This window comes from Klebsiella sp. BIGb0132 (genome assembly GCF_024810075.1).
Taxonomy (GTDB): Bacteria; Pseudomonadota; Gammaproteobacteria; order Enterobacterales; family Enterobacteriaceae; genus Klebsiella; species Klebsiella terrigena.
In genome coordinates this window covers 308366-334353 of the sequence record NZ_JANUDW010000001.1, presented here as the reverse complement: position 1 = coordinate 334353, position 25988 = coordinate 308366, and the positions used below count along the sequence as shown (strand labels likewise).

General features: G+C 58.8%; 22 protein-coding genes. 7 read left to right on the top strand and 15 right to left on the bottom strand.

Going from position 1 to position 25988, the window contains the following annotated elements:
- Positions 1-3: 3 nt before the first annotated feature.
- Positions 4-933: a LysR family transcriptional regulator gene (locus tag M2416_RS01505; protein ID WP_259221746.1), complete on the top strand. Its 930-nt coding sequence runs from the start codon at positions 4-6 to the stop codon at positions 931-933.
- Positions 934-943: 10 nt separating this feature from the next.
- On the opposite strand, the gene M2416_RS01500 is transcribed toward M2416_RS01505, so the two are convergent.
- Positions 944-2137, bottom strand: a complete 1194-nt coding sequence (locus M2416_RS01500) for an MFS transporter (protein ID WP_259221745.1) — start codon at positions 2135-2137, stop codon at positions 944-946.
- A 154-nt stretch (positions 2138-2291) separates the two neighbouring features.
- A complete protein-coding gene (locus M2416_RS01495; protein WP_175636941.1) occupies positions 2292-3518 on the bottom strand; it encodes an ester cyclase in 1227 nt (408 codons plus the stop codon).
- A gap of 523 nt (positions 3519-4041) precedes the next feature.
- Here M2416_RS01495 and M2416_RS01490 point away from each other — a divergent pair.
- Positions 4042-5292, top strand: coding sequence for an MFS transporter (locus M2416_RS01490; protein WP_374761778.1), 1251 nt, complete (start codon positions 4042-4044; stop codon positions 5290-5292).
- Positions 5293-5352: 60 nt separating this feature from the next.
- On the opposite strand, the gene M2416_RS01485 is transcribed toward M2416_RS01490, so the two are convergent.
- Positions 5353-6138, bottom strand: coding sequence for a DeoR/GlpR family DNA-binding transcription regulator (locus M2416_RS01485; protein WP_076945252.1), 786 nt, complete (start codon positions 6136-6138; stop codon positions 5353-5355).
- Between the two features lie 270 nt (positions 6139-6408).
- Here M2416_RS01485 and M2416_RS01480 point away from each other — a divergent pair, with 270 nt between their 5' ends.
- From M2416_RS01480 to M2416_RS01470, 3 genes are read left to right on the top strand one after another with little or no spacing between them, the layout of a single operon-like run.
- A complete protein-coding gene (locus tag M2416_RS01480; protein WP_076945253.1) occupies positions 6409-7851 on the top strand; it encodes an FGGY-family carbohydrate kinase in 1443 nt (480 codons plus the stop codon).
- 11 nt (positions 7852-7862) lie between these two features.
- On the top strand, positions 7863-9089 hold the full coding sequence (gene eutH, locus M2416_RS01475; RefSeq protein WP_259221741.1) for an ethanolamine utilization protein EutH: 1227 nt from the start codon (positions 7863-7865) through the stop codon (positions 9087-9089).
- Positions 9090-9132: 43 nt separating this feature from the next.
- Positions 9133-9495 (top strand): DUF1937 family protein, encoded by a 363-nt coding sequence (locus tag M2416_RS01470; protein WP_076945255.1) that lies wholly within the window; start codon positions 9133-9135, stop codon positions 9493-9495.
- Between the two features lie 264 nt (positions 9496-9759).
- Here M2416_RS01470 and M2416_RS01465 read toward each other — a convergent pair whose 3' ends face one another.
- The 8 genes from M2416_RS01465 to hisD all read right to left on the bottom strand — a co-directional run bounded on the left by M2416_RS01465 (position 9760) and on the right by hisD (position 18576).
- Positions 9760-10971: an NAD(P)/FAD-dependent oxidoreductase gene (locus M2416_RS01465; protein ID WP_259221739.1), complete on the bottom strand. Its 1212-nt coding sequence runs from the start codon at positions 10969-10971 to the stop codon at positions 9760-9762.
- A complete protein-coding gene (locus tag M2416_RS01460; RefSeq protein ID WP_259221738.1) occupies positions 10968-12365 on the bottom strand; it encodes an NAD(P)/FAD-dependent oxidoreductase in 1398 nt (465 codons plus the stop codon). The genes M2416_RS01465 and M2416_RS01460 overlap by 4 nt, the downstream gene beginning before the upstream one ends.
- Before the next feature lie 215 nt (positions 12366-12580).
- Positions 12581-13765 (bottom strand): cupin domain-containing protein, encoded by a 1185-nt coding sequence (locus M2416_RS01455; RefSeq protein ID WP_076945258.1) that lies wholly within the window; start codon positions 13763-13765, stop codon positions 12581-12583.
- Between the two features lie 10 nt (positions 13766-13775).
- A complete protein-coding gene (locus tag M2416_RS01450) occupies positions 13776-14558 on the bottom strand; it encodes an HpcH/HpaI aldolase family protein (RefSeq protein ID WP_076945259.1) in 783 nt (260 codons plus the stop codon).
- Complete coding sequence (locus tag M2416_RS01445) at positions 14540-15280, bottom strand: alpha/beta fold hydrolase (RefSeq protein ID WP_259221737.1); 741 nt, start codon at positions 15278-15280, stop codon at positions 14540-14542. The genes M2416_RS01450 and M2416_RS01445 overlap by 19 nt, the downstream gene beginning before the upstream one ends.
- Complete coding sequence (locus M2416_RS01440; protein ID WP_259221736.1) at positions 15277-16479, bottom strand: MFS transporter; 1203 nt, start codon at positions 16477-16479, stop codon at positions 15277-15279. The genes M2416_RS01445 and M2416_RS01440 overlap by 4 nt, the downstream gene beginning before the upstream one ends.
- A 14-nt stretch (positions 16480-16493) precedes the next feature.
- Positions 16494-17258: an SDR family NAD(P)-dependent oxidoreductase gene (locus M2416_RS01435; RefSeq protein WP_259221733.1), complete on the bottom strand. Its 765-nt coding sequence runs from the start codon at positions 17256-17258 to the stop codon at positions 16494-16496.
- Between the two features lie 10 nt (positions 17259-17268).
- Positions 17269-18576: a histidinol dehydrogenase gene (hisD, locus tag M2416_RS01430; RefSeq protein ID WP_259221731.1), complete on the bottom strand. Its 1308-nt coding sequence runs from the start codon at positions 18574-18576 to the stop codon at positions 17269-17271.
- A gap of 183 nt (positions 18577-18759) precedes the next feature.
- On the opposite strand from hisD, the gene M2416_RS01425 reads away from it, so the two are divergent.
- On the top strand, positions 18760-19812 hold the full coding sequence (locus tag M2416_RS01425; protein ID WP_076945264.1) for a LacI family DNA-binding transcriptional regulator: 1053 nt from the start codon (positions 18760-18762) through the stop codon (positions 19810-19812).
- Between the two features lie 11 nt (positions 19813-19823).
- On the opposite strand, the gene M2416_RS01420 is transcribed toward M2416_RS01425, so the two are convergent.
- Together M2416_RS01420 and M2416_RS01415 are read right to left on the bottom strand one after the other, a co-directional pair.
- Positions 19824-21608 carry a sensor domain-containing diguanylate cyclase gene (locus tag M2416_RS01420; RefSeq protein ID WP_259221730.1) on the bottom strand — a complete coding sequence of 595 codons (1785 nt, stop codon included), beginning with the start codon at positions 21606-21608 and terminating at the stop codon, positions 19824-19826.
- 83 nt (positions 21609-21691) lie between these two features.
- Positions 21692-22891 carry an HD domain-containing phosphohydrolase gene (locus tag M2416_RS01415; protein WP_259221729.1) on the bottom strand — a complete coding sequence of 400 codons (1200 nt, stop codon included), beginning with the start codon at positions 22889-22891 and terminating at the stop codon, positions 21692-21694.
- Positions 22892-23202: 311 nt separating this feature from the next.
- Here M2416_RS01415 and fraE point away from each other — a divergent pair, with 311 nt between their 5' ends.
- The gene (fraE, locus tag M2416_RS01410; RefSeq protein WP_259221727.1) at positions 23203-24246 is read left to right on the top strand and encodes a fructose-asparagine asparaginase; all 1044 of its coding nucleotides are present in this window, start codon (positions 23203-23205) and stop codon (positions 24244-24246) included.
- A gap of 25 nt (positions 24247-24271) precedes the next feature.
- Here the strand turns inward: fraE and fecE are convergent, their stop codons facing one another.
- Both fecE and fecD read right to left on the bottom strand, forming a co-directional pair.
- On the bottom strand, positions 24272-25039 hold the full coding sequence (gene fecE / locus M2416_RS01405; RefSeq protein WP_259221725.1) for a Fe(3+) dicitrate ABC transporter ATP-binding protein FecE: 768 nt from the start codon (positions 25037-25039) through the stop codon (positions 24272-24274).
- Entirely contained in the window at positions 25040-25987 is a 948-nt protein-coding gene (gene fecD / locus M2416_RS01400; protein WP_259222855.1) for a Fe(3+) dicitrate ABC transporter permease subunit FecD, read from the bottom strand.
- Between the last annotated feature and the right edge of the window lies 1 nt (position 25988).

The window sequence follows — 25988 nt, the reverse complement described above, 5'->3', positions numbered from 1 at the left end:
GCGATGAACAAGCTCAAAGCGATGGAAGTTTTTATCCGGGTGGCTGAAACCGGCAATCTCTCGGCCGCGGCCCGCAGCCTCGGGCTGACCCAGCCGGCGGTCAGCCAGCAGGTGATGGCTCTCGAGCAGAGCCTCGGGGTGGCGTTACTGTTGCGCACCACCCGCTCGGTGACCCTGACCGAGCCGGGCGAGCGCTACTACCAGCAGATCCGCCCGATCCTCGATGCGCTGAGCGAAACGGAAGAGACGCTGCTTGAGCAGCAGCAGAAACTTAGCGGAACTCTGCGCGTGCAGGCGCCAACGGGGATTGGCCAGCATCTTCTGACGCCGATCGTTGTCGCCTTTCAGCAGCGGAATCCGCAGCTCAGCGTCGAGCTGACGCTGGAGGACCGGCTTGCCGATGTGGTGAGCGAGGGCGTCGATCTGGCCATCCGTCTGGGAGAGCCCGCAGGGCTTAGCCAGGTCGTCAGACGGCTGGCTAACGTTCAGCGCGTGCTGGTCGCCGCGCCGCACTATCTGCAGCAGGCGGGGACGCCGGCGCGGCTGTCAGAGCTGGCACAGCACCGGACGCTTCGCTACAGCGGCCTCGCCGCCGGGGACGAACTAACCCTGCAAGGCGCGGACGGCAAAGAGAGCGTCCGCCTGAATCCTGTCTTCCGCGCCAACAATAGCTTCTCGCTCATTGCCGCGCTGGAGGCGGGGGCCGGGATTGGCGGTATACAGCAGCCGCTGGTGGCCAGACAGCTGGCACAGGGAACGCTGGTCCAGGTGCTGCCGGAGTATCGCTGGCAACCGCTCACGCTGTATGCGCTCTATCCTACCCGACGCTTTATCCCGCTGAAGGCGCGGATGCTCACCGAGGCCATTATCAGCGGGATGAGCAACGTCAGCGGAATAGCCATGCACCCGTCCCTGGACCCTCGCAGAATATAGTTTGTCGGCCTCAGCCGACGGCCGGCGCCGGTTCGCGACGGGCCTCAACCATGCGGATAACGTGGCGGATCAGGACGATGGAGATAATGGAGATGATGCCGACCACGAGGAACCCCTGCTTCATGGCAAAGTAGTATTTAATGTAGCCCACCAGCACCGGGCCAAAGAAGATGCCGGCGGAGTAGATGCTCTGATAGAGGCCCACGCGGGTGGACTGCTGCCACACCGGGGTATGGGTGACAATCAGGGAGTTAAGCACGGTAAAGATCATGCCGAATGCGGTGCCGGCGAGGGCCTGCAGGGCGAAAAGCACCATGATGTTGGGGGCGTAAGGCATGGCAATGGCCACCACGCCCTGCAGAATGCCGCCGATAACCGCGGTTCTGGCGAGGCCGAGGCGCCGATAGAACAGCGGGGCGCAGAGGGCGGTGGAGAGAGCATAGAAAAAGAGGTGAATGCTGCTCAGGGTGGCGAGGGAGCCGGCGGCCATGCCGAAGCCTTCGGCCAGCAGGGGCGTGAGGGTGTCGCGGGTGGCGAAGGGGACCATCATTACCGCGGCGCAGAGGGCGCCAAGATACCAGACGGATTTATCGGTAAGCTGGCTGCGCACGGCGGACTGGGCGGCGTCCTCGCGGGCCTGCAGCGGACGACGTTCCCGAATAAAGAAGGTCAGCGCCAGCGCGAGGGTGGCGGCGGCGGAGGCGACGAGGAAGCTCGACTCGGGGCCAAAATGGCGGGCCATAAAGCCGGCGAGGGAGATGCCGATAAAGGTGCCGACGGGAGAGGTCACGCTGAGGAGTGCGACGGCGGCGGCGGCCTCAAGCGGGGGGAAGAAGGCGACGAACATGACGTTGTAAATCACCCAGGTGGCGCTGGTTACGCCGTCGGCGAGCTTGGCGATGAAGAGGGTCTCCGGAGTGGGGTGCAGGAAGACCACCGGCCAGGAGAGAATGGTGAAGAGGAGGCCAATCTGAATAATGCGCTTGCGGTTATGGAAGCGGTCAGAAAGGATGCCGGTGGGGAAACGGAGCAGCATGGAGGCGAGTCCGGTGGCGCCGATGATGATGCCCATGGTCCTGGCCTCGACGTTGAGCGAGGTGATGTAGGGTGCCAGGAACGGGTCGAAGGCGTGAATGCTGACAAAAAAGAGCAGGCTGATAATAAAGAACAGCAGGACATCACGACGCAATAATGGCAGGGACATAGTAGCCTCCAGATTCAGAGTGCGGGAAGAGTTACATCGTAGAAACCCGATAGCGCAGCATTGAAAAAACACCTTCACGATCGGGTGGTACAGAGCGCTGCGGCTTAGCGTCGATATGAATAAGGGGCTGAGCGCCCCTTATTTAAGGCAAAGATCAGGAAACGAGCTGAGTGATCACGCCAAACTCGTTAAAGATGGACCACTCTTGCTGAATGATATTGTCCTGAATGCGGTACTGGCTGATCCCGACCAGATGGACCTCTTTACCGGTTGGCTTACCGTAAATACCGTGACCCAGGTGGGTACCCTGCGCGCTCCAGCGAACGGAAACCAGATATCCGCTTTGATCGTTACCCATCCAGTAAACATCGTCTACGGAGAACGTCAGGTCCGGGAACATCGCGAGCAGGGAGAGGATCCACGATTTGTAGTTGCCAAGGCCTTGATACACGCGCTCCGTCGGTCCCTGGTAGGCGATGTTGGGTGAACAGAAATCCGTCAGGGAGCGCAGCATTCTGCGATTCCACACGTTCTGATAGAACGCATTGATAAAGGCGCGCACGTCCAGCTTATTCCCCTGGGGTAAAGGCAGCAGGGCCGGCTTGCCCTGGCCCGGCACGCGGAAAGGCTCGCTTGAAACGAAATCGCGCGCCAGCGGGTTTTCGCCGTGACTGGTCATCATGTCGCGGGCAACGTCAAATACGTTAAGACCGAGTTGCTGGATCAGGCTCGCCGTGTTATGCAGCACGTGTTCATAGAAGATCTCGTTTTCCAACATCACGCAGTTCGCAATACACATGAAGCGGACGGGCCTGTTCGTCGGTGCGCCAAACTCGCTGAAGCCGGTATTGGTTCCCATGATGTAGCTACGGTGGGAGGAGTGGAACCCCACGTTCTCATCGCCGGCCCAAATCACCTCGTCCCCCAGAATGCGGATATCAGGATAAGCGTTCAGCGTGCGCGCCGTGCCGGCCACGACGCGATCGCGACCGACGTGCAGTCCCACATCATCCCACACGTTACAGTCATGACTGTAGGTATCGTAGATATAGCCGATATCTCCCTCTTCCCAGATGCGGTGGGTGATGCGGATGATGTAATCAATGATGTTGACGTACTCTTTGTCAAAACCGCGCATCGGATGACGGTGCAGGTGAGACGGGGTCTGGGCGAGGAATTTGTCCGTCCCGCCTCGCTTATAGCTGTCCCATGAGATAGTAAAATCTGCCGGCATGTGCTGTTCGTCGAGCTGACGCGGCAGGCGGTTTAATGAAACCGGCACCGTTTTCTTATCTTTCTGATTTTCATTGCTATTCTCGGCTTTTACTTCTGCCGCAGTTTTATTGTCGCTAATATCATTGACGATCTGTGGTTTGTTCATCATGCCCTCTGTATGCGGTTTAGCTTTATTTAATGTGTTATTTCAATGAATTAATTAATCACGCTGGCTGACCGGCCTATAACCCCACGCTGACTTGTTGTTGTCTTAGTGTTGTTTATGTAAAATCTTTTACGTTAAAAACAACTAAAAGCAACATAAATGTCACAGGCTAAATTGTTTTAGTGATCGTGCTCACACTAAAAGGCTAAATCCGTTCAACCAACCGCAATCTCTAACCGCGTGAGGGGCTGACTTTAGCGCTGAGATGTGACTTGTGTGTTGTTTTTATGTTGTTATGTGCGCTTTTGTGGGTTGTTATTGTGTTGTTTTTCTGTGTACACTGAAAGCAGAAGGTCGGCCCGCAGCGGTGACGGACCTCCTGCTCGCACGGAGTCGAGCGCGGCTAATAACGGGTAGGGATGAGCGAGAAAAAACAAAGGCGAGCGGTATGAGTAATATCAATTAAATATTTATCATCTACCTGCGGCGCGAATGCAGCGTGACGTGTAATAAATTCGTTCTTATGACTGTAATAACAAACCAGGATGCGAATATGTTTAAACAATTATTCACCCGGCGGGAAATTTTCCTCTTTTTTATTATGAGCCTGCTGTTTTTTATTTGTATTAATGGCTATGACGCGTTTCTCGCGTCATATATGGTTCAACACGATATTCCCCCTGAGATTGTCGGGCTGATTATGGGCGCGACCGGGCTGGCTACGGTATTACTGCGTTTTCCGTTAAGCGTTATATCCGGAACGCTGCATAACCGGAAAATATTTATCCAGATCAGCCTCCTGCTACCGATGGTGATGTGGCCTGTGGCCTATTTTCATACCAACGATATCACGCTGTACATTGCCAAAACCTCTTCAGGCATCGCGTCGGCAACGTGGGTACTCTACAACATCATGTTCATCCGCTACTTCAGTAAGAACGAAGCGCCAACCGCCGTGGCGTTACTGGCCCTCGCAAGTCCGGTTGGCGTCTTCCTGGGTAACACGCTGTGCGGCATTATTGTGCAGAATTTCCCGCCGAACCTGGGCTTCTTGATCCCTAGCGCGGCGGCGTTAGCCGCGTTATTTATCTCCTTATTCTTACAGGAACATGTTGAAACTCCGGTAAAATCGCGGCTCAACGACTGTTTTAAAAGCGCGTGGGGGCAGCTGACGGACCGCACTATCTGGTTTGTCGGGATCCTGTGCGCCATCGTGCTCCTCGTGCCCTTTGCCACCCGCGATACCCTGACGCCTATCTATATGCTGAGACTGGGAAATACGGGCATGCTGATCGCGGTGCTAAGCAACCTGCATCTGCTGTTTTATGCGCTCGCCGTCGCGCTGTGCAGCGCCGTCTTTTATCCGCGGCTGGGGCTGGTGAAAACCGCCGTCATTGGATCGCTGCTCCAGGCGATTGCCGCCCTGGGTATTCCGTTGACGCAAAACTACATGGTGATTTCGGCCTTTCAGGCGCTGGCGGGCTTTTCGTTCGGCATGGCCTTCGCCGTCATGATGTCGCTCAGCGTGGTAAACACCACCTCTGAAGAACAAACCGCAAGGATGGGCCTGTTCCAGACTATCTATTCCACCGGTATGTTCTGGGGGCCGGTGCTGATGGGGATTATGTTGAAATACTTCACGATGCAGGCCGGCTATATGCTGATCGCCGCTCTTTCGTCCGCTGCCGCGCTGCTTATTGCGCTGGCGGCCAGGCTGGTGCAGCAGCGGACGCCGCGCTGTAGCCTGCCAATCTCGGTGGAAAAAAGCGCTTAACGTTAATGGCCGTGGTAAGGGGTACCGCGGCCAGCGCGCTCAAACGCGATGACCGCGGGATTACTCCCGCTCCGCTTTGGCGAATGTGACCTGAACATTGTCCGGGAATTTGCTTTTCTTCGCCTGAGAGCCGTCATTAGTGGTAAACAGGTAATGGATTTTGTCCCACTCGCAAACGAGGGTGGTTGCGTGATTTTGCAGCTTGTGGCCATCGGCGAGAACCACCGTACGGCTGCTGTTTTCAATCATCTGGCGGGCAATGGTCGCTTCGTTAATATCCTGGTCCATTACCCCGACGGCGGTATGTACCGCGCCGGCGCCGATGACCGCATAATCCACAAAGAAGCGCTTAATATTATCGAGGGCAATGGCGCCGACGCACTCAAATTTTGAACTGATAAACTCGCCGCCAATCAGGATCGTTTTTATCGAATCATTTTCATGCAGCACGTTAGCAATCAGCGGTGAATTAGTGATAACGGTTAGATCATTTATTTCAGCCAACTGGCGGGTAAACTCCAGAGTGGTGGTACCAAAGTCGATAAACAGCGAATCTCCGGGCTTAAACAGCTTTACCGCGCTGCGCGCAATGGCCTTTTTTTCACTCGCCGCAATCTTCGCCCGCTCATTAAACTCCATTTCGAAGCCAAACTGGCTGCTAACGGCTCCGCCGTGGATTTTTTTAATCAGGCGCTGCTCTTCAAGCTTATTCAAATCGCGGCGAATGGTTTCCTGAGAGACCTGAAATATATCAGCAAGCTCATTCACAGAAACCTGACCATTATTTTTAAGTTTCTCCAGAATGATGGTTCTTCTGTCTGCCGAACTGACGATTTCAGTATTCATTGATTTTCCCTGATCGTTTTATTTTGATGCAAAAGGGCATCATAAAAGCCCTGTATATTTTCCCGACGCGCAATTATACATTACCAGCATAAACGCCTACATCATTTTATGTAACACCCGTCCAGCCGAGAGCAAATTAAAACGAGATCTCAGTCACAAATCCCTGGCGAACGATGCCTTTTCGTGTTGTGTATTTGTGGATTATGTGTAAATCTCACATTAAACACACATATAAACAACAGTTAAATCACACCTGCAAGTGAGCCGATTATGTTGAATCAACGCTATGCCGCTATCGATCAGGGAACGACGGGAACACGGGTGGTGGTCTTTTCAGAAGATGGAAAGCACCACTCGCCAGCGAGCGTTCCCCACAAGCAGATTACGCCTAACCCGGGTTGGGTTGAGCACGATCCGCTGGAGATCCTGCGCAACATCCGCAATTGTCTGGGAAGCTGTAATGCCGTTGACGCCATCGGCCTGGCTCATCAGGGGGAGAGCGTCGTTGCCTGGGATGCACGCAGCGGGCTGCCGCTCTATAACGCTATTATCTGGCAGGATCAGCGGACTGAAAACGTGGTTCGCGCGCTGAAGCTGGATGGCGTCGAAGAGATGGTTAAGGCCCGAACCGGCCTGCCGCTTGATACCTATTTCTCGGCCACGAAATTAGGCTGGATCATGCGCAACGTGCCGGGCGCAGATACGCTGGCAAAGCAGGGGCGCCTGCGTCTCGGCACGATGGACTCCTTTTTCCTGTTCCACCTTTGCGGCGTGCACGCAACGGACTATAACTCGGCCTCACGCACTTCGCTGTTTAATATCCACACGCTGGCGTGGGATGAAGAGCTGTGCCGCCTGTTTGGCGTGCCGGTCAATGCGCTACCGGCGGTACAGGATAACGTCGGTCATTTTGGCGACGTCATGCTGGACGGCAACGCGGTGCCGCTCACGGCCTGTATCGTAGATCAGTTTGCCGGGACCTACGGGCACGGCTGCCTGTCGGCAGGGCAGATGAAAATTACCTTCGGCACCGGGGCCTTCCTGCAGTCTATCGCAGGTCATACGATACCCGATCCGCAGGACTCCGGCCTTTTGCCCACCCTGTGCTGGAAAATGCCTGGAGAGGCGCCGGTCTACGGGCTGGACGGCGGCGTGTACAATGCCGCCTCTGCGATTAACTGGGCGCGCAAAATCGGCCTGTTTACCGATATCGAAGAGTTCAGCGATTTCCCCACCCAGTCGGCGATTGCGCGGGGTCTGGCCTTTGTACCTGCCCTGTCCGGATTAGGTTGCCCGTACTGGGACCGCTCTGCCGCAGGGCTGTGGGCCGGCCTGTCGCTGGAAACGGAGCGCAAGGATATGCTGCAATCTATTCTGGAAGGGATCGCGGTACGTTCGGCCGAAGTCATTACCGCTATGGCAAAGGTCGGGACCGTCGGTGAATTCATTTCTGTTGATGGCGGGCTGGCCGCCAATCACTATTTCAAGCAGTTCCTCGCTAACCTGCTACAAAAGAATATTGTTACCCCCAGCAATAAAGAGATGACGGCCCAGGGTATTGCAATGCTCGCTCGTAAGGGTTTAGGGGTCGATCGTGAATTAAAGATTAACCATCAACGGGAAGTGATTACACCCTCGGAAAATAACCTCGCGGATCTGTTCTTACGCTATCAGGACATTATCTCCCGCGCCCGCAATTTACGCCCTGAATAAGAGATTTGTTTATGTCAGAAATTGGCAACGCGATCGTTTACATTATTATGGCGGGTACGCTGTTAGGGGCTTTAGCCTCGATTATCCGTCCTGAAAGCGGCCTCGGGCGTGAATTTGTTAACGGTATTCACTCCATCGGCCCGGTTTTTCTGGCGCAGGCGGGTATTATGGCCGCGCTTCCTCTGTTAACCCATGCGATTTTGCAAACCGTCGGGCCGCTGTTTCAGGCAATGGGCTCCAATGCGGCCGTGGCGGCGCTGTCGGTGATTGCGGTCGATATGGGGGGCTATCAGCTGGCTGACGCGCTATCCGCGAATCGCGATATGTGGATAACCGCTATGCTCGTCGGCTATACCTCCGGCGCGAGCATCGTCTATCTCATTCCCGTGGGGCTGATTATGCTTAACAAAGCTGACCATAAATACCTTGCGCTAGGGGCTATGGCCGGGCTTGTCAGCATTCCTTTTGGCGTGCTGGTTTCGCTGCTGGCCATCACGCTATATCACGTGCCGGTCCGGGAGATGATCTCCACAACCTCTCCCGCCAATTACATGCTAAGCATCGACCTGTTCTCCGCGCTAAAGCTGCTGGCGCCGCTGTTCGCCTTTTGTTTTATCCTTGCTGTCGGCCTGAAGTATCGGCCATTGATTATGGTCAGCGCTTTTCTGATATTTGGTAAACTCATGGACGCTTTTATTAAAATCGTCCTCGCGCTGAGCATTATTGAACATTTTACCGGCGTATTTACCCGGCTTTTTGGCGGCTGGATTTTCGACCCGCTGTTTGCCGATGAGAAAAGCCTGTACCGCGCTATCGAAATAGCGGGATATATTGGCATTATGCTGGCAGGGACCTTCCCGATCTGCTTCCTTTTCCAAAAATATTGCCAGGGATTTATGCGCTATATCGGCAAAAAGCTTTCCCTGACCGAGACCGGCGCGCTGGGACTGGTGATGGTGCTGGCGAATATCATCGCGGTGTACCATTTATTTCGTAATATGCGCGCCAGAGACAAAGTGCTGTGTATCGCGTTTGGTATCTGCGCCCAGGCCACCCTGGGTGACCACCTGGCGTTCACCGCCAACTTCCAGCCCTCGCTGGTTATTCCAATTATGGCCGGTAAGTTTATTGCCGGAATCTTAGCCATTGCTATCGCGATGGTTATTTCGGTGCCCGCGGCAGAAAAGCTGGAGGCGCAAGCGTCGGCGTCCGCCGCAGGTAAAAAATTAATCGCCTGATGCCATCCTATATTCCCCCCTGTAAATATGGAGAGTACCCGTAATGAGAAAGGTTTTTCTGGCCTGTCCCTATAGCCACGTCGACGAAGCGGTCGTCAACCAGCGCTTTAATTCATGTAATCAGGTCGCGGCGGCGATTATTGAGTCCGGCAATCTTGTTTTTAGTCAGGTGACGCTATCGCACCCCATCAATCAGGTCATGCGACACACTGCGAAGCAGGATATTGGTAAACGCTGGGCGCCGGTGGATGCATTTTTTATGGGCGTCGTGGATGAGCTGATTATTGTTGACCTGCCGGGCTGGGATAAAAGCCTCGGTATTCAGCGGGAGATCGAGTTTTTTGAACAGCGGGGGCAGAGGGTAAGCCTATGGTCAGAGGTCGAGGACGAGTTTATTGCCAGCTAAAATAGCCTGCGGCGCGGCGGCTATCACCCGCTGCGCTTATTATCGGTAACCGGGTAAAGGGGAAGCGTCGTCTTCCCCTTTGTCATCTCTGCGGTTGACGAAGCGAGAGCGTTTGTTCCCTTTGAACCCTCGTTGGGCGGCAGGCGGAATTTCCCTGGAGAAGAGGGCGGCAGAGTCGTTGCAAAAGATGACGGGGCGTGTCGACAGGGGCGAATGCCTGCCGGCACGAGTGGCGGCAGGCGGCGGAGCAGGATCGTAAGGGCGTTAGCGCGTTTCGATAGCGATATGCAGGACGCTTTGCGCCGTGACGCCGCTGATATCAATATCTTTGAGCAGGATCCGGCGTTCTGGCATGCAGCGACGGCGGCGGCGGTAGAGCTCTTTATCGCCGTCGCGTACCACGACATCGCCAACGATAGGACGCTGTACGCGGATATTCACCGTGGTTCTGGCATCGATCCTATCGATACGAACGATGCTGGGCGCTGAGATGCGGATGCTGTCGTCATGCTGGAGCGAAATAAAGGTGGCGTCGGCAACCTCAGACCGCAGCACCCGTGACAGGGTTTGACCGATACGCAGCCCTTCCTGATAGCACTGGTCGCCCATATCGGCCGGGTGGGTCATGTTACCTACGGCATAATACTGTGGGTCGGAGCAGGCGCCGTGTTGGTCAAATAGCGGACGCCCGGTGCCAAAGTCTGCCGCCAGATGGCTTTTACGTATCAGGGTATACTCCCCGGTGAACCGGCCGGTAAAAATCACGCTATCGCAGGGTATGACTTTCTCTACTCCGTTGCCGATCGTTTCGACCGCCTCAACGCGTTCGCTGCCGGTGATTCTGGATACGTGGCTGTTGAAGTAGACCGGCACCTGCAAGAGTTTGGCAAAGAGCAGGCAGCAGCGCCAGGCCGTAGGGCGCGGGCCCTCTTCAATCATCGCCACCGCCCGAATTCCCGCGCTTCTGAGGGTCCAGATGGCGGAAAAGCTGACTAACTCCGTTCCGACGATGACCGGGCGGTTTCCCGGCTTCAGCCCGCGCAGATAGACAAACTGCTGCAGCGCCCCGGCGGTCAGCACGCCCTGCGGCCGAACGCCGCTCACCAGCCGCGGGTGGCGAGGGGTCTCCCTGACGCCGGTGGCCAGCACGATTTTCCGCGCCCGTAGCGTTTCCATGCCGCTATCCGACGAGACTTCGATCTGCCCGTTCGGCAGCAGCGCGGTGACGGTAGTTGCCGTGCGGATAGGGTAGTGGACGTAGCTCAGGAGCTTTTCCGCCCAGGTGTGCCCCTTCATCGGCCGCCAAAAGGTCAGCAGGCCAAAGGTGGGATGGCGGCAGTGTTTGGGAACGCCCCCCGGCTGATTTTCACGTTCGATCAGCAGAACGTCCTTCACGCCGGCTTCCTGCAGGGCGCGCGCAACGCCCAGTCCCGCCGGTCCGGCGCCAATGATGATGACATCGTACAGCTTGCTCATTTTATCTGTCCCGTGATCAACGTATTGCTAAAGCGATCGCCGACAATTTCGGCAACGTGGTTGCTACAGAAAAATCCGTTGCAGCGCCCCATCATGACGCGGGTTCGCCGCCGCAGCCCTCCGATGCAGCCCGGGGGAACGGCGGAATCAAACGCCGCCTCCAGCTCCCGCCGCGTGACCCATTCGCAATGGCATACCACGCCGCCGTTACCCGGGCAGGTATAGTCGCGCGGCTCATAGTCCGAGAGCATCGGCATCTGCGGCCACTCCAGGCGCTCGGGCGGCGCGTGCTCGAACAGGGTCGCAAAGTCCTGGTGATAGAGCGCTTCCAGGTAACCGGCGATACCGAGCGCGGCGGTAAGACCGGTAGAGCGAATACCGCCGACTGTTATCCACTGTTTCTCAGGGTAAGAGTAAATTCGGTACTCTTTTGACTCGGTCGCAGGGCGCAAACCAGCGTAGGTGGCGGTCACCGTGTAGTCGGCTAAGGAGGGTAAAATGCGCTCACCCTGAGCAATCAAAGACTGCAATACCGCCTCGTTGACTTCGGCGCAATCGCGATCGGTCTGCTCTTCGGCCGTCGGGCCTAAAAGTAGATTGCCGAAAATGGTTTTTGACAGCAGCACGCCTTTGCTGCGCGCGGTGGGAACCGGCAGAATAATCGCGTTGATTTGCGCCGAGGCCGGTTTATCGAATACCAGGAACTGGCCTTTACGCGGCCTGATCTCAAATTCCGGGGTACGCCATAAAGCATCGATACGATCGCCATGGTTTCCCGCACAGTTGACCGTCAGTGCGGCCCGATAAACTCCCGCGGAAGTCTGGATTGACCACCGGCCGTGATGAAATTCGGCGCCGGTCACTTCGCAGTTAAAGCGGTACTGCCCACCGTGTTTAACCCCCTGCGTCAGATAGGCCAGCGGGCTGCTCCAGGGGTCAATAATACCTTCGCCCGGGACCAGAACCCCGCCCAGCGCGCCGGTGGCCAACTGCGGCTCGCGCCGGTAGACCTCTGCCGGTGAAATTTGCGCGACGTCCTGCACCCCGTTCTGGTGCGCCTGAGCGACAATTCCCGGTAGCGCCTCCAGCTGCTCCTGATTCCAGGCGACGACAATAGCCCCGGTTTCCTGCAGCGGAAGATTCATTTTCTGGTGAATGGCTTTGTATTCGCTATATCCCGCCTGCATGCAGGCCAGCTCCAGGCTATCCGGAGGCGCATCGAAGCCGGTATGCAGAATGGCGCTGTTTGCCTTGCTGGCGCCCGAAAGAATATCGCCGCCTTTCTCGAGTAGTAGCGTACGCGCGCCCATCAGGGTGAAGCGGCGAAAGACCGCGCAGCCAATAACGCCGCCGCCAATAATGACGACATCAAAATCGTGAGTCTTCTGCTCCATAGAAATTTTGCCTGTGCTGGAATGATGCCTAATGTCACCATAAAGCAACATCAAAAACAACACATAAAAAGAAAAAACAACACCAAAACCACACAATGAGATGAGCGAACAAATAAAAAGCCATCTGATTGCTCAGATGGCCTTGCGGGAAGAGGGATTTTGGCGCCGTTTTCAGCCCGCGGTTAGCGGCCAGCGGCGCAAACATCGCGGGCGCGCTACTCCCCGAGACGATTCTGGTAGGCGCGCTGCACGCGGGGATAAACCCTGCGCGCCGTCAGCGGAAGGAGTTCGGCGGCGGCGAGATAGCCGTCGGGATCCACAGCCCAGCCCTGCTGCTCGGCGGCGGCAACGATCTCTTCGTCCCAGTAGAGGGTTTTACGTTCGTCGCCGCGGGTGGTTAAGGTGACTTCGCAGACGCCGTCCAGCGCGCGGTACTGGCGCCAGCAGTTTTCCGGGATAGAGATAACCGAGCGTTCGGGCGCGGTTATCACCACCTCTTCGCCCCGCTGGTTAAAGGTGACCTCCAGGGTGCCTTTAAACACCATAATGACCTGCACCTGCTCGCAGCGGTGGCGGCCCATTTTGCCGCCTGCCGGCAGCTTCAGCCACTCCACGGAGAACCCATGCGGGCGGATGATTTTCGCCCGGCTGCTGCGGTCCTGGCTTATACCAAAGCCAATCACCGGGGCGATTTCGGCGCCGTGGCCAGGGATGGCCGCGTCGAGTAACCCCTGCGTCGACCACTCGCGCTGCTCGCCCGTCACCGCAAACTCGGCCATCTGCTGCGGGGTATAGTGCGTCAACGCATCGATGTCGGCCTGGGAAATCTCAGGCATCAGCGCCGACTCATCGGGAACGGCGTCTCCCTTTTCGGTATCAATCAGCATATTGTCACGGCTGAGGTACAGGCCGTACTCCTTAGCCGCCTGCATCACCGAAGGGTGCCAGATAATGCCGCCGGTGTTGTCCCCGCCGAGGACGGTGAATACCCAGCCGTTGGTGTCCGTAGGAGAGGCGTTGGTAAAGCCACGGAAGATCCACGTCGGGATCGACAAAATCGCCGGGGCGCTGAAGGTCGCTTCATTTTCACCGTTTGCTCCCCAGCGAAAACGCCAGCTTCCTTCATGGATAAGGAATACCTCGGCGGTGAAGTGAAGGTGCAGGTTATTGGTGACCCCCTTCGGCATGGCGGCGGCGCCGATATTAAAGCCGTGCGGCAGCGGAATATTGATTACCTGCTCGCTCGACTGGGTCACGCCGGGGCCGATAAACGAGTAGTTCTGCTTGAGGTGGGAACCGGGCAGCTTACAGTCGATAAAGGCCACGCTGCAGGACACCATATCCGCCGGGGTGACCAGGCGCTGACGCGCTTCTTCATGTGTTAACACGGTATTTTTCATAAGGTCTCCATTAATAACCTGAACCCGAACGGGCGGGGGGAACTTCGCCGCGGGACTGCGCGACCGCATCACGTCCGGCCTGAGAGAGCTGCATAACGTCGTTGGCGGGGGTCACCATCGTAAAGCCCTGGGCGATACGCGCCGCTGCCGCAGGGCCCGAGGTGCAGAATATTCCGGCGATTTTATTGGCCGCTTTGGTATGGGTCAGCACGCGATCGATCGCCGCCAGCATCTCCGGGTGCTGAGACTCCGCGCTGGCGGTGCCGGTCAGAGTCAGGGAGAGGTCGTTAGGGCCGATGAAGATGCCGTCGAGGCCCTCGACGTCCAGAATGGCCTCGAGGTTTTTTAAGCCGTCGCGGGTTTCAATCATGGCCAGCGTCAGGATCTGCTCATTGGCGTGCTGGGGATAATCCTTGCCACCGTAGAGCAGCGCACGCGCGGGACCAAACGAGCGGTTGCCCAGCGGCGGATAGCGGCAGGCGGCCACGAAGCGGCGCGCTTCTTCAGCGCTGGAAACCATCGGGCAAATGATGCCGTAAGCGCCGGCGTCAAGCAGCTGCATGATCAGCGCGCCGTCGTTATGCGACACCCGCGCGATAGGCGTGGCGGGAGTGGAGGAGAGCGCCTGCAGCATGCTCAGCGCCGAAGCGAAGTCAATCATGCCGTGCTGCATATCAACGGTGACGCAGTCATAGCCTTGATGGCCGACAATCTCGGCGCTGTAGCTACAGGGGAGGGCCAGCCAGCCGTTGACGATCGGCTGCTGGCGCTGTTTTAGCGGATTGAATCGCATACAAGAACCTCGTTTATCCATGAATGAAGCGCAGCTGCCGTCTCCCGCGCCGCCTCAAGCGGCACAAAGTGGCCTACGCAGGGCAATTCCTGCCAGCGGGCAGAAGGCGCCGCCAGCAGCGCCGCCCGGTGATGTTGCGCCGTACAAATAGGATCCTCCTCGCCGCTGAGGAGCAGGATCGGTACCGCGAGCCGGCTCAGGTCGGCGCGGCGGTCGCGGCGACCGATGGCGATTTCCGTTTGTCGGCAAAAGACGTCATGGCCGCAGGCGTCGGCCATGGCGATAATCTGCTGGCGCAGCGGCGTCTCGTTCTGCCGCCGGCGGGCGACGTAGCGCGGCCACAGCTGCTGGGTAATAAACGCCGCGAAGCCGACGGCCCTGGCGTGCTCGACGGCCTGCCGCCGGCCCGCCGCGTTTTCCGCTTTGTCGGCCAGTGGGTTTACCGAAATCAGCGCCAGCCCGGCAATCCTCTCCGGCGCGATGGCCTGCATCTCCAGCGCGACGATCGCCCCCAGCGAGAATCCGGCCAGGCAGAAGCGCGGCGGTAATTGCGCCAGCAGGCGCTCCGCTGCGGCCGTGGCCGAATCATCCGCCTGCAGGGTAAAACGCCGCGCGTCGCTGACGTCGAACTGTTCCAGCACCGGCTGCCACAGCCGCTCATCGCAAAGCGTACCGCCGAGCAGGATGAGCGGTACGCTGGCGTTGTTGATTGGCCGCATCATACCGCCGGCACGCCTGCAGGCTGGGGTTCGCGACGGGCCTCAACCATGCGGATAACGTGGCGGATCAGGACGATGGAGATAATGGAGATGATGCCGACCACGAGGAACCCCTGCTTCATGGCAAAGTAGTATTTAATGTAGCCCACCAGCACCGGGCCAAAGAAGATGCCGGCGGAGTAGATGCTCTGATAGAGGCCCACGCGGGTGGACTGCTGCCACACCGGAGTATGGGTGACAATCAGGGAGTTAAGCACGGTAAAGATCATGCCGAATGCGGTGCCGGCGAGGGCCTGCAGGGCGAAGAGCACCATGATGTTGGGGGCGTAAGGCATGGCGATGGCCACCACGCCCTGCAGGATGCCGCCGATAACCGCGGTTCTGGCGAGGCCGAGGCGCCGATAGAACAGCGGGGCGCAGAGGGCGGTGGAGAGAGCATAGAAAAAGAGGTGAATGCTGCTCAGGGTGGCGAGGGAGCCGGCGGCCATGCCGAAGCCTTCGGCCAGCAGGGGCGTGAGGGTGTCGCGGGTGGCGAAGGGGACCATCATTACCGCGGCGCAGAGGGCGCCGAGATACCAGACGGATTTATCGGTAAGCTGGCTGCGCACGGCGGACTGGGCGGCGTCCTCGCGGGCCTGCAGCGGACGACGTTCACGAATAAAGAAGGTCAGCACCAGCGCGAGGGTGGCGGCGGCGGAGGCGACGAGGAAGCTCGACTCGGGGCCAAAATGGCGGGCCATAAAGCCGGCGAGGGAGATGCCGATAAAGGTACCGACGGGAGAGGTCACGCTGAGGAGTGCGACGGCGGCGGCGGCCTCAAGCGGGGGGAAGAAGGCGACGAACATGACGTTGTAAATCACCCAGGTGGCGCTGGTCACGCCGTCGGCGAGCTTGGCGATGAAGAGGGTCTCCGGGGTGGGATGCAGGAAGACCACCGGCCAGGAGAGAATGGTGAAGAGGAGGCCAATCTGAATAATGCGCTTGCGGTTATGGAAGCGGTCAGAGAGGATGCCGGTGGGGAAACGGAGCAGCATGGAGGCGAGTCCGGTGGCGCCGATGATAATGCCCATGGTCCTGGCCTCGACGTTGAGCGAGGTGATGTAGGGTGCCAGGAACGGGTCGAAGGCGTGAATGCTGACAAAAAAGAGCAGGCTGATAATAAAGAACAGCAGGACATCACGACGCATTAATTGCAGGGACATAATAACCTCCAGATTCAGGATGCGGTCCAGCCGCCATCGACTAATAGCGCGGTGCCGGTGATCAGCGCTGCCGCCGGTGATGCGAGAAATACCACCGGCCCCATCACATCTTCCAGCTGCCCTAAACGCCCGAGTTTGATGTTGCTCAGCACCTGCTGATGGAATGTCGGGTCGGCAAGCGAGGTCCGCGAGAGTTCGGTGGCAATAAACGTCGGGCAGAGGGTGTTGACGCGGATCCCGCTGGGCCCAAGCTCGATGGCCATCGCCCGCGTCATGCCCTCGAGGGCAAACTTTGACGCGCAGTAGACGCTGCGCATCGGTCCGCCGACGTGGCCCATCTGGGATGAAATATGCACGATCGAGCCCTGAATACCGGCATCGATCATCCGCCGCACCACCTGCTGCGACACGAAGAAGGTGGCGCGAACGTTGATGTCCATGACGGCGTCATAATTCTCCCGGCTGACGTCGGTAAACGGCTGATGCCTGGCCAGGCCCGCGCTGTTGACCAGGATATCAAGCGCCGGGAGACGCTCGATGGCCCGCTCTACCTCTGCGGATTGGGTGATATCAACCACCAGCGGGCTGAGCGTGAGCCCGGCCTCGCCGGCGGCGTCCACGGCCGCCTCAAGCTGCGCGCGGTCGCGCGCGGCAATCCATACTTCGGCGCCGGCCTCGGCCAGCGCCAGCCCGGCGGCAAAGCCGATGCCGCGCGATCCTCCGGTGACCAGGGCGCGCTTGCCGTCCAGGCGAAAGCTGGGTGTTTTTGGCAAGGTCATATGCAGGTCCTTATTCAACAATTCCGGCGTAAGGGACGTCTCTGTGGCCGTAGCGACGGACGCGAATATTGGCCTGCTCGCCGTGGCCGGCGAAGCCTTCGAGCGCGCAGAGGCGAGAGCAGTATTCGCCGACGTGGGCCGACGCTTCATCGGTCAAGACCTTTTGATAGGAGCAGGTCTTCAGGAATTTGCCGACCCACAGGCCGCCGGTATAGCGTGCTGCCTGACGGGTGGGCAGCGTATGGTTGGTGCCGATCACCTTATCGCCGTAGGCGACGTTGGTGCGGGGCCCGAGGAACAGCGCGCCGAAGTTACGCAGATTCTGCAGGAACCAGTCAGGATTACGGGTCATGACCTGGACGTGCTCGAAGGCCAGGCCATCGGCAATATCCCGCATCTCCTCGTCGCTTTCGGCGACGATCACTTCGCCAAACTTGTCCCACGCCTGGCGGGCAATGTGCGCGGTGGGCAGGACAGTCAGCAGACGCTCGATTTCGCCAAGGGTCTCTTTCGCCAGCGCTTCCGAGGTGGTCAGCAGGATGGCCGGCGAGTCAGGCCCGTGTTCGGCCTGGCCGAGCAGGTCGGTGGCGCAAAGCTCGCCGTCGACGCTGTCATCGGCAATCACCAACGTTTCGGTAGGACCGGCAAACAGGTCGATGCCAACGCGTCCGAAGAGCTGGCGCTTGGCTTCGGCGACAAAGGCGTTGCCCGGGCCAACCAGCATATCAACCGGCGCGATCGACTCCGTGCCGATAGCCATCGCCGCGACTGCCTGAATGCCGCCCAGGCAGTAGATTTCGTCGGCGCCTGCCATATGCTGCGCCACCACGATGGCCGGAGCCGGCTTGCCGTTGAAGGGCGGCGCGCAGGTGATAATGCGCGGCACGCCGGCGACTTTGGCCGTGATCACCGACATATGCGCGGAGGCTAAAAGAGGGTACTTGCCGCCGGGAACGTAGCAGCCGGCGGCGTTGACCGGGATGTTTTTGTGGCCAAGGATGACCCCGGGCAGGGTCTCCACCTCGATGTCCCGCATGCTATCGCGCTGATGGCGGGCAAAATTGCGCACCTGCTCCTGGGCGAAGGCGATATCGGCGATGTCACGCTCTGAAAGCTGCTCATAGCAGGTGGCTATCTCCTCGACGCTCAGACGATAGCTGGCGCGATCGAGGTTATCAAAGCGGATGGAAAGCTCGCGCACCGCGGCATCTCCTCGTTCAGCGATATCGGCCAGGATACCTTCTACCGTTTCCCGGACCTGACGGTCGGCGATTTTGACGGCTTCCGCCTCTGCGCCCTGTTTCAGCCATTTAGCCATGATTGTTAACTCCCGATGATGTATTGTGTGCAGGTGAATTCGAATGCAAACATATTTATCGCGAATGAATCAGGAAGGAAATCACTAATGCATTCGAATGCAACGCAGATCGCAAAAATTATGCATCGGCGCGTCAATCGCCCATAATGGGCCTACGGTTTTTCTGTCAGGAGGGATGTCTCAATGGTTGAGCGTATACGTCGCCCCGTGACCAGTTACGATGTGGCGAAACTGGCCGGAGTCTCACAATCTGCGGTATCGCGTGCGTTTACTGAGGGCGGGAAGGTCTCGGCGACAACGCGCGAAAAAATCAAAGATGCGGCCGCCCAGCTTGGCTACCGGCCGAGCTTTGTTGCCCGCTCGCTGATTACCCGCCGCTCAAACCTTATTGGCGTTGTCGTTCCTGGCCTGATGAATCCCTTTTACGCCGGCCTGGTGGATGAGCTGGCGCAGGCCTTCAAGGAGATGGGCTACAGCGTACTGCTCTTTTCGATGAACAGCGACGGGGATACCGATCCTATTCTCGAAGATATCCTGCGTCACCGGGTTGAGGCGCTGATCTTAGTTTCCACCATGCTCTCCTCACATTTTGCCGAAGAGTGTCAGCATAACGGCCTGCCCGTGCTGCTGCTCAACCGTAAGAATGTCAGTAAAAACGTCTCCAGCGTCACCAGCGATAACCTGCGCGGCGGGGAGCAGATTGCTGATTTTCTGGTGGCGGGAGGGCATCGCCAGCTCGCCTTTATTGCCGGCTTTGACTCCTCCTCAACCAGCAGAGACCGTGAGCAGGGCTTCACCGAGCGCCTGCGTCGGCACGGTTTTCCCGCGCCGCTGCGGGCTCAGGGACTCTACTGCGTGGAAACGGCGATGGCGGCGACGCGCGCCCTGCTGAACGGCAAGCAGCGCCCGGACGGCATCTTTTGCGCCAACGATATTATGGCCATCGGCGCGCTCAACGTGGCGGTAGGCGAGTTTGGGCTGGTTGCCGGGCGCGATATTTCGATCATCGGTTTTGATAATATCGCGATGGCCGACTGGCCGTTATTTAACCTCACCACCTACGTTCAGCCCATCGATGAAATGGTGGCTTGCGCGGTACGCACTATTACGCGGCAGTTTGCCGATGCCGCATCGCCGGCAGTGCAGCAGGTGCTGACCGGCCGGCTTATTGTGCGCAGGAGCGCGCGTATTCCCGCTCAGCCGACGCTGAATGAAAGCGTTGCCGAGCGGGTTTAGGCGACCCGCCGTCAGTCGCTTTTTAGCATCCCGAAGCTGACGATCCGCGAGCGGCCGAGCTCTTTTGCCCGGTACAGCGCGGCATCGGCGGCGCGCAGCAGGCTGTCGCTTTGCGTATGCTGCGGGAAGCTGGCGATCCCGATAGAGACATCTATCTGACCCATTTCGCTCAGGCCGTAGCGCAGCGTCATGTTGCGAACGTTGTTGTAGATATCCTCGGCGCACGCCAGGGCGGACTCTTCATTGGTCCCGGCGAGCAGGACTAAAAACTCTTCCCCGCCGTAGCGGAAAGCCATGCCGATATCACGCACCGCGCGCTGCACGATGGTCGCCACGTTTTTAATCACCAGATCGCCCGCCTCGTGACCGTACCTGTCGTTGATCGCCTTGAAGTGATCGATATCGATCATCAGGCAGCTCAGCGGCGTACCGTTGCGCACCGCCAGGTTCATCTGGGTATGCAGGGCGTCTTCAAGGTGATGGCGATTGCGCAGCCCGGTTAGCGAGTCGAAAAGCGCCTTTTCCAGCAGGGCGTTGCGCAGGCGCTGGTTCGCCAGCGCCAGGCCCAGCGCTTCGGCCATCAGCTCAAGGTAGGCGCGGGAAGGGGCGGTGGCCGGAGTGACGTTTCTGAAGGAGAGCAGGCCGATGGCTTCCCCTTGGGCAATCAGCGGAACGCAAAGCGAGCACTCCGCGCTTGACTCCGGCAGATGGTAGCAGGCGATATCCGGCTCGCCGTTGACCGGAGGGTGGCTCAGCCCGCGGCGCACGGCCCAGCAGTCATCGGGATGAAAGATCTCGGGCTCAGCCGGCGGCGAGAGCCAGCTGGCGACGCAGCGCATCTGCCAGGGATCGAGGTCGAGAATATAGAGCCGCCCGGGGATCTCCGGCGCGATGTTGGGCGCGAAAAGCTCGGCCACTTTAATCACATCCTCGAAAGACTCGCACCCCTGCAGGCGCTGGGTCATCCGCGCCAGCAGCTCGCGGATCGCCCAGTCGGCGTCCCGCTCCTGTTCCAGACGCTGGCGCACCAGGCCGTTCTCGCGGAAAATGCGGATCGCCTGCGCCATATCGCCAATCTCATCAATCTGGGTGAAGTTAGGCGCTTCAACGGCGTAATCCTGCGAGGCGAGCCTTTGCACGACATCGCTCAGGCGCACAACCGGGTACAGCACCCGGCGCTGCAGAATAAATCCCAGCACAAACAGGAACATCAGCGCCGTCAGCCCGACCATCAGCTCGGAGAGGCTGCGCCAGGTGTGGGACTTCTCGGTGGCCTGCGCAATAGCGCCGTTGGCCCGGCCTTCCAGCAGCAGGCGGAAGTGGTCGATCTGCGTCTGAACCCGCTCGAGCTCGCGCTCATAGACCTTGCCGTAGAGCAGGCCGATAGCCTCTTTCTCTTCGCCGCGGGCGATATTAGCCAGCGCCGCCTGCTGCTCGTCCTGCAGCTCGTCGGCGATGCGTAAACCCTCGTGCAGCAGCGCCAGCTCCTGGGGCGTTGCGCCGCTATCTTTAAGCTTTCCTAGCCGCTGCTCGATAGCGATCGTCGCCTGAGCCTGCTGGCTATACTCCTCTAAAACGTCCGGGCTTTTATTGATGACATAGGTCCGCGCGAGGTCTGAAAGCGCCCAGGCGTCGGTTTCAACTTCTTCGGTTAGCTGGTCGAAAATCTGGCGCTGCTGTACCGCCTGGCGTTCGGCAGTATCCGCGTTTGAGGCCATCAGCATCGCAATGCCTGAGGCGAGGGTCAGGGCGACGGTTATACCGTAGGCCCAGTTGGTCATGGTGGCGATTCTCACCGGTAATTTCCTTGCGTGCAGATGAATTTATAACGTTATTTTTTTATTATAGAACCCCGTCCTGTCCGCAGGCTGCCGGCAGGTTACGGCGGTGACCGGTCGCGTTTTTTACCGATGATTTCGCGATGAAGCGTGTCGGCATGCTGGCATAAAACGGCAAAAACATTCGCGTCCAGCGCGCCATTTATAACATCGTTTTCAATCAGCCGTAATGCCTGCTGATAGCCCATCGCCTGGCGATAGGGGCGATTTTCGGTCAGCGCGGTAAAAATATCGGCGATGGCGATGATTCTGTCCGGCAGATGCAGATAATCCGCGTTCAGATGCAGCGGATAGCCGCTGCCATCGAGCTTTTCATGATGGTTGGCGGCCCAGTTAATAATCTCGCCGAGCTCGCTAAAGGCGCTGAGGAGCTCGCCGGTCATATAGCTATGTTCGCGCACCTGCAGGAGCTCATCGGGGGCGAGCTCCCCCTGTTTTTCCAGAATATCCAGCGGGATAAAGATCTTGCCAATATCATGCAGGTAGCCGGCGGCCTCTATTTTCTTACACTCCTCGGGCGGCAGATCCATATAGCGCGCCAGCTGCCAGGAGATTTCGCCGACCATAATGCTGTGGCTGGCGGTGAAGCTGCTGTAGGTATCAACGATTTTGGCGATCAGCAGGCAGATATCCTTCAGGCCGTCGACGTCGATGTACAGATCGTTAATCGGGCCGATAATTTCCAGCATCCGCTGAATGTGGCCGGGATTGAGATGCAGCCAGAAGTGCTCCTTTTTCGCCAACTGACACAGGGTCTGGCACAGCTGCGGATTCAGCTCCTGATGCAGGGTGCGGAATTTATCAATAATCATATCAGTCTGATACTCGGCGTTGGCTTCGCCGACGGCGAGCAGGCGTTCGAAGGCGTCGGCAAAACAGACGATATGCTCGTCGAGGCTACCTTTGTAGTCCGCGCTGAGGTGGTGGTGGCGAATAATGGGCAAAATGGGCGCGAGGGTGGCGAGGCCGCTGAGCATCTCCGCCCCCCGGTGCTGGTGAGGATCGTTCAGATTATCTATCGCATTGAGCGAGGTAATCATCCGCTTGTCGCCCAGTACGCCGATGTCGTGCAGCAGCGCGGCGCAAAAGATGGTCTGCTGCTGCTGACGCGGCAGCCCCAGCGCCAGCGAGAGCTCAAGGGCGATCAGCGCCGTGCGCTGCATATGCAGGTGGAGTTCGGGATTGATTATCTGTATGACGCGAGTGGTAAGCATCAATGCTGATTTTAAGGCGAGACGCATCGTTTTTCCCTCATCGCGATATCCACATAAAATAGGTCGATCGTGGCCGTTATGGTATTGATAATTTAATGGCAAGGCGTCTGAAGCGGGACGACGAAAAATAATAAACGGTGAGCCCGGCGGCGGTTTTATTGCCTGACGCGCCCGTCCAGGAAGCATCGCTGCACCAAATTTGCGCGAAAAATCAATGAAAAAGCCTTTGTTGCCCGATAGTTAACCATTTTGCCCGTAAAAAGAAAATAAATAGTGGCAAGCCGTTTGCATTAACTCTCCGCCAGTTTGATAAATGTCTATTTTGGGGAAGAGTGAATATGAATTTTAGAGCATTACTTGCGATTGCGTTACTGACGATGAGTTCCCTGGCTGCCAGCGAAACGCGCCTGCCGCATATCGTGATCCTCGCCACCGGCGGAACCATTGCCGGGTCGGCGGCCAGCAATACCCAAACCACCGGCTATAAGGCCGGCGCGATTGGCGTCCAGACCCTGATTAACGCGGTGCCAGAAATGAGCAAGGTGGCGCGGGTGGACGGCGAGCAGGTGGCGAATATCGGCAGCGAAAATATGACCAGCGACATTATCCTCAAACTCTCTAAGCGGGTGAATGAGCTGCTGGCCAGGGATGACGTTGACGGGGTGGTGATCACCCACGGTACCGATACGCTCGATGAGACGCCTTACTTCCTCAACCTGACGGTGAAAAGCAATAAGCCGGTGGTGCTGACGGCGGCGATGCGGCCGGCAACGGCGATAAGCGCCGATGGCCCGATGAACCTGCTGGAGGCGGTGACCGTCGCCGCCGATCCCGAGGCGAAGGGGCGGGGCGTAATGGTGGTGCTGAACGACCGCATCGGCGCCGCGCGCTTTGTGACCAAAACCAACGCTAACAGCCTCGATACCTTCAAAGCGCCGGAAGAGGGCTACCTGGGCGTTATCGTTGGCGGCAAGCCGCAGTTTGAAACGCGCGTCGATAAGATTCATACCCTGCGCTCGGTCTTTGACGTTCGTCAGCTGAATACGCTGCCGAAGGTGGTGATTATCTACGGCTATCAGGACGATCCGGAATATATGTACGATGCGGCGATTGCCCATCACGTTGACGGCATCGTCTACGCCGGAACCGGCGCCGGTTCGGTATCCGTGCGCAGCGCCGCTGGGATCGAAAAAGCGCAAAAAGCCGGCATCGTGGTGGTCCGCGCCTCCCGCACCGGCAGCGGCGTGGTCCCGGCCGACGATAGCCAGCCTGGGCTGGTGGCCGACTCGCTGAACCCGGCAAAAGCGCGCATCCTGCTGATGACCGCCCTGACGCAAACGCGTAACTCGGAAGTGATTCAGAACTACTTCCATACGTACTGATCGTCCTGTTAGCCGATGGACCGGGCTATTTCATCACGCACATCGGGCGTCGTGAGATAGGGTCGGGGTGGATTTCCGCCTCCAGCTGGAAAACGCTGCGCAGCAGCGCGGGCGTCAGCACCTGCTCCGGCAGGCCCTGGGCCCGCACTTTTCCGCTTTCCAACACCACCAGGTGGTCGCAGTAGCGGCTGGCCTGATTCAGATCGTGAAGGACGGTCACCACCGTGTTTCTGCACATCTGCAGCTCGCGCATCAGCTTCATCAGCTCCACCTGATGATTGATATCCAGCCAGGTTGTCGGCTCATCAAGCAGTACCAGCGGCGTCTGCTGGGCAAGGATCAGCGCCACAAACGCCCGCTGCCTCTGCCCGCCGGACAGCTCGCTCAGCGCCTGCCCGGCGAGCGGCGTCATGCCGGTACGCTCGAGTGCTTCGTCAACTATCCGCCGATCGTCGGCATTGAGGCGTCCCCACAGCGGCAGCCACGGGCTGCGGCCGTAGCTCACCAGCTCGCGTACGCTAATCCCCTCCGGAACGTGGTGCTGCTGCGGCAGCAGCGCCAGATGCCGTGCCAGCTGGCGCGGGCTAAAGCCCGGCAGGGGCTGCTCGCCGAGCCATATTTTGCCGGCCGTCGGCGCCAGCAGCCGCGAGAAGCACTTCAGCAGCGTCGATTTACCGCAGCCGTTTGGCCCGAGGAGGGCGCTGATCTGCCCGCCGGGCAGGGTCAGATCCAGCCGGTCGATAATGCGCTTTGCGCCATAGCCGGCGCTCAGGTTTTCGGTTCTCAGTTCCATTCAACGTATCCTTACCAGCAGCCAGATGAACCATGGCGCGCCGATAACGGCGGTTAATACGCCCGCCGGCAGCTCCATTGGGGGATGAACCGTACGGGCCAGCAGGTCGGCCAACAGCAGCACCAGCCCGCCGGTCAGCGCCGAAACGGGCAGCAGGTAGCGATGGCTGCCGCCCGTTAAGCGGCGCACGAGGTGCGGCACCACCAGGCTAATAAACGCGATTGGGCCGCAGACGGCGACGCTCACCGAAGCGAGAGCGACCGCCAGCAGCAGGCCGCCGCGCTGAAGCTGGCGGAGATTGACGCCGAGGGTTCCGGCCCGCTCATGACCGAGCGCCAGCAAGTCCAGGCCGCGGCTGAGCAGCAGGCTTAACGGCAGCAGGAGCGCCAGAACGGGCAGGGCGATAGTGACGAATGAACCGTCCCGCGCCCACAGGCTCCCCGTCAGCCACAGCAGCGCATTGTTGATCTCCTGGGGTCGGGAGAGCAGCAGGTAGTCGGTAAGGCTGGCCCAGCAGGCCGACAGCGCCACGCCGGTGAGCGCCAGGCGCATCGGGCGGGCAAAGCCGGCCAGCGCAACCAGCGTCAGCATCGCCGCCATGCCGCCGCTAAACGCCACCAGCGGCAGCCACAGCACGGACAGCGAGGGGATAAAATAGAGCGTGGCGACCGACGCCAGGCTGGCGGCGTGGTTGATGCCAAGAATATCCGGCGAGGCCAGAGGGTTGCGCACCAGGCCCTGAATCAGCACCCCGGCGACCGCCAGCGCGGCGCCGACGATCTGCGCCAGCACCACCCGCGGCAGGCGATACTGCGTCAGCGCGTAGTGGTACTCGCTGGCGCCGTTCCAGCCCTCGAACAGCGCCCGCCAGGGCAGCGGAACGGCCCCCATAAGCAGGGAGATAACGTTTAACGCCAGCAGCGCCAGCAGCAGGCAGGCGATGCGCATT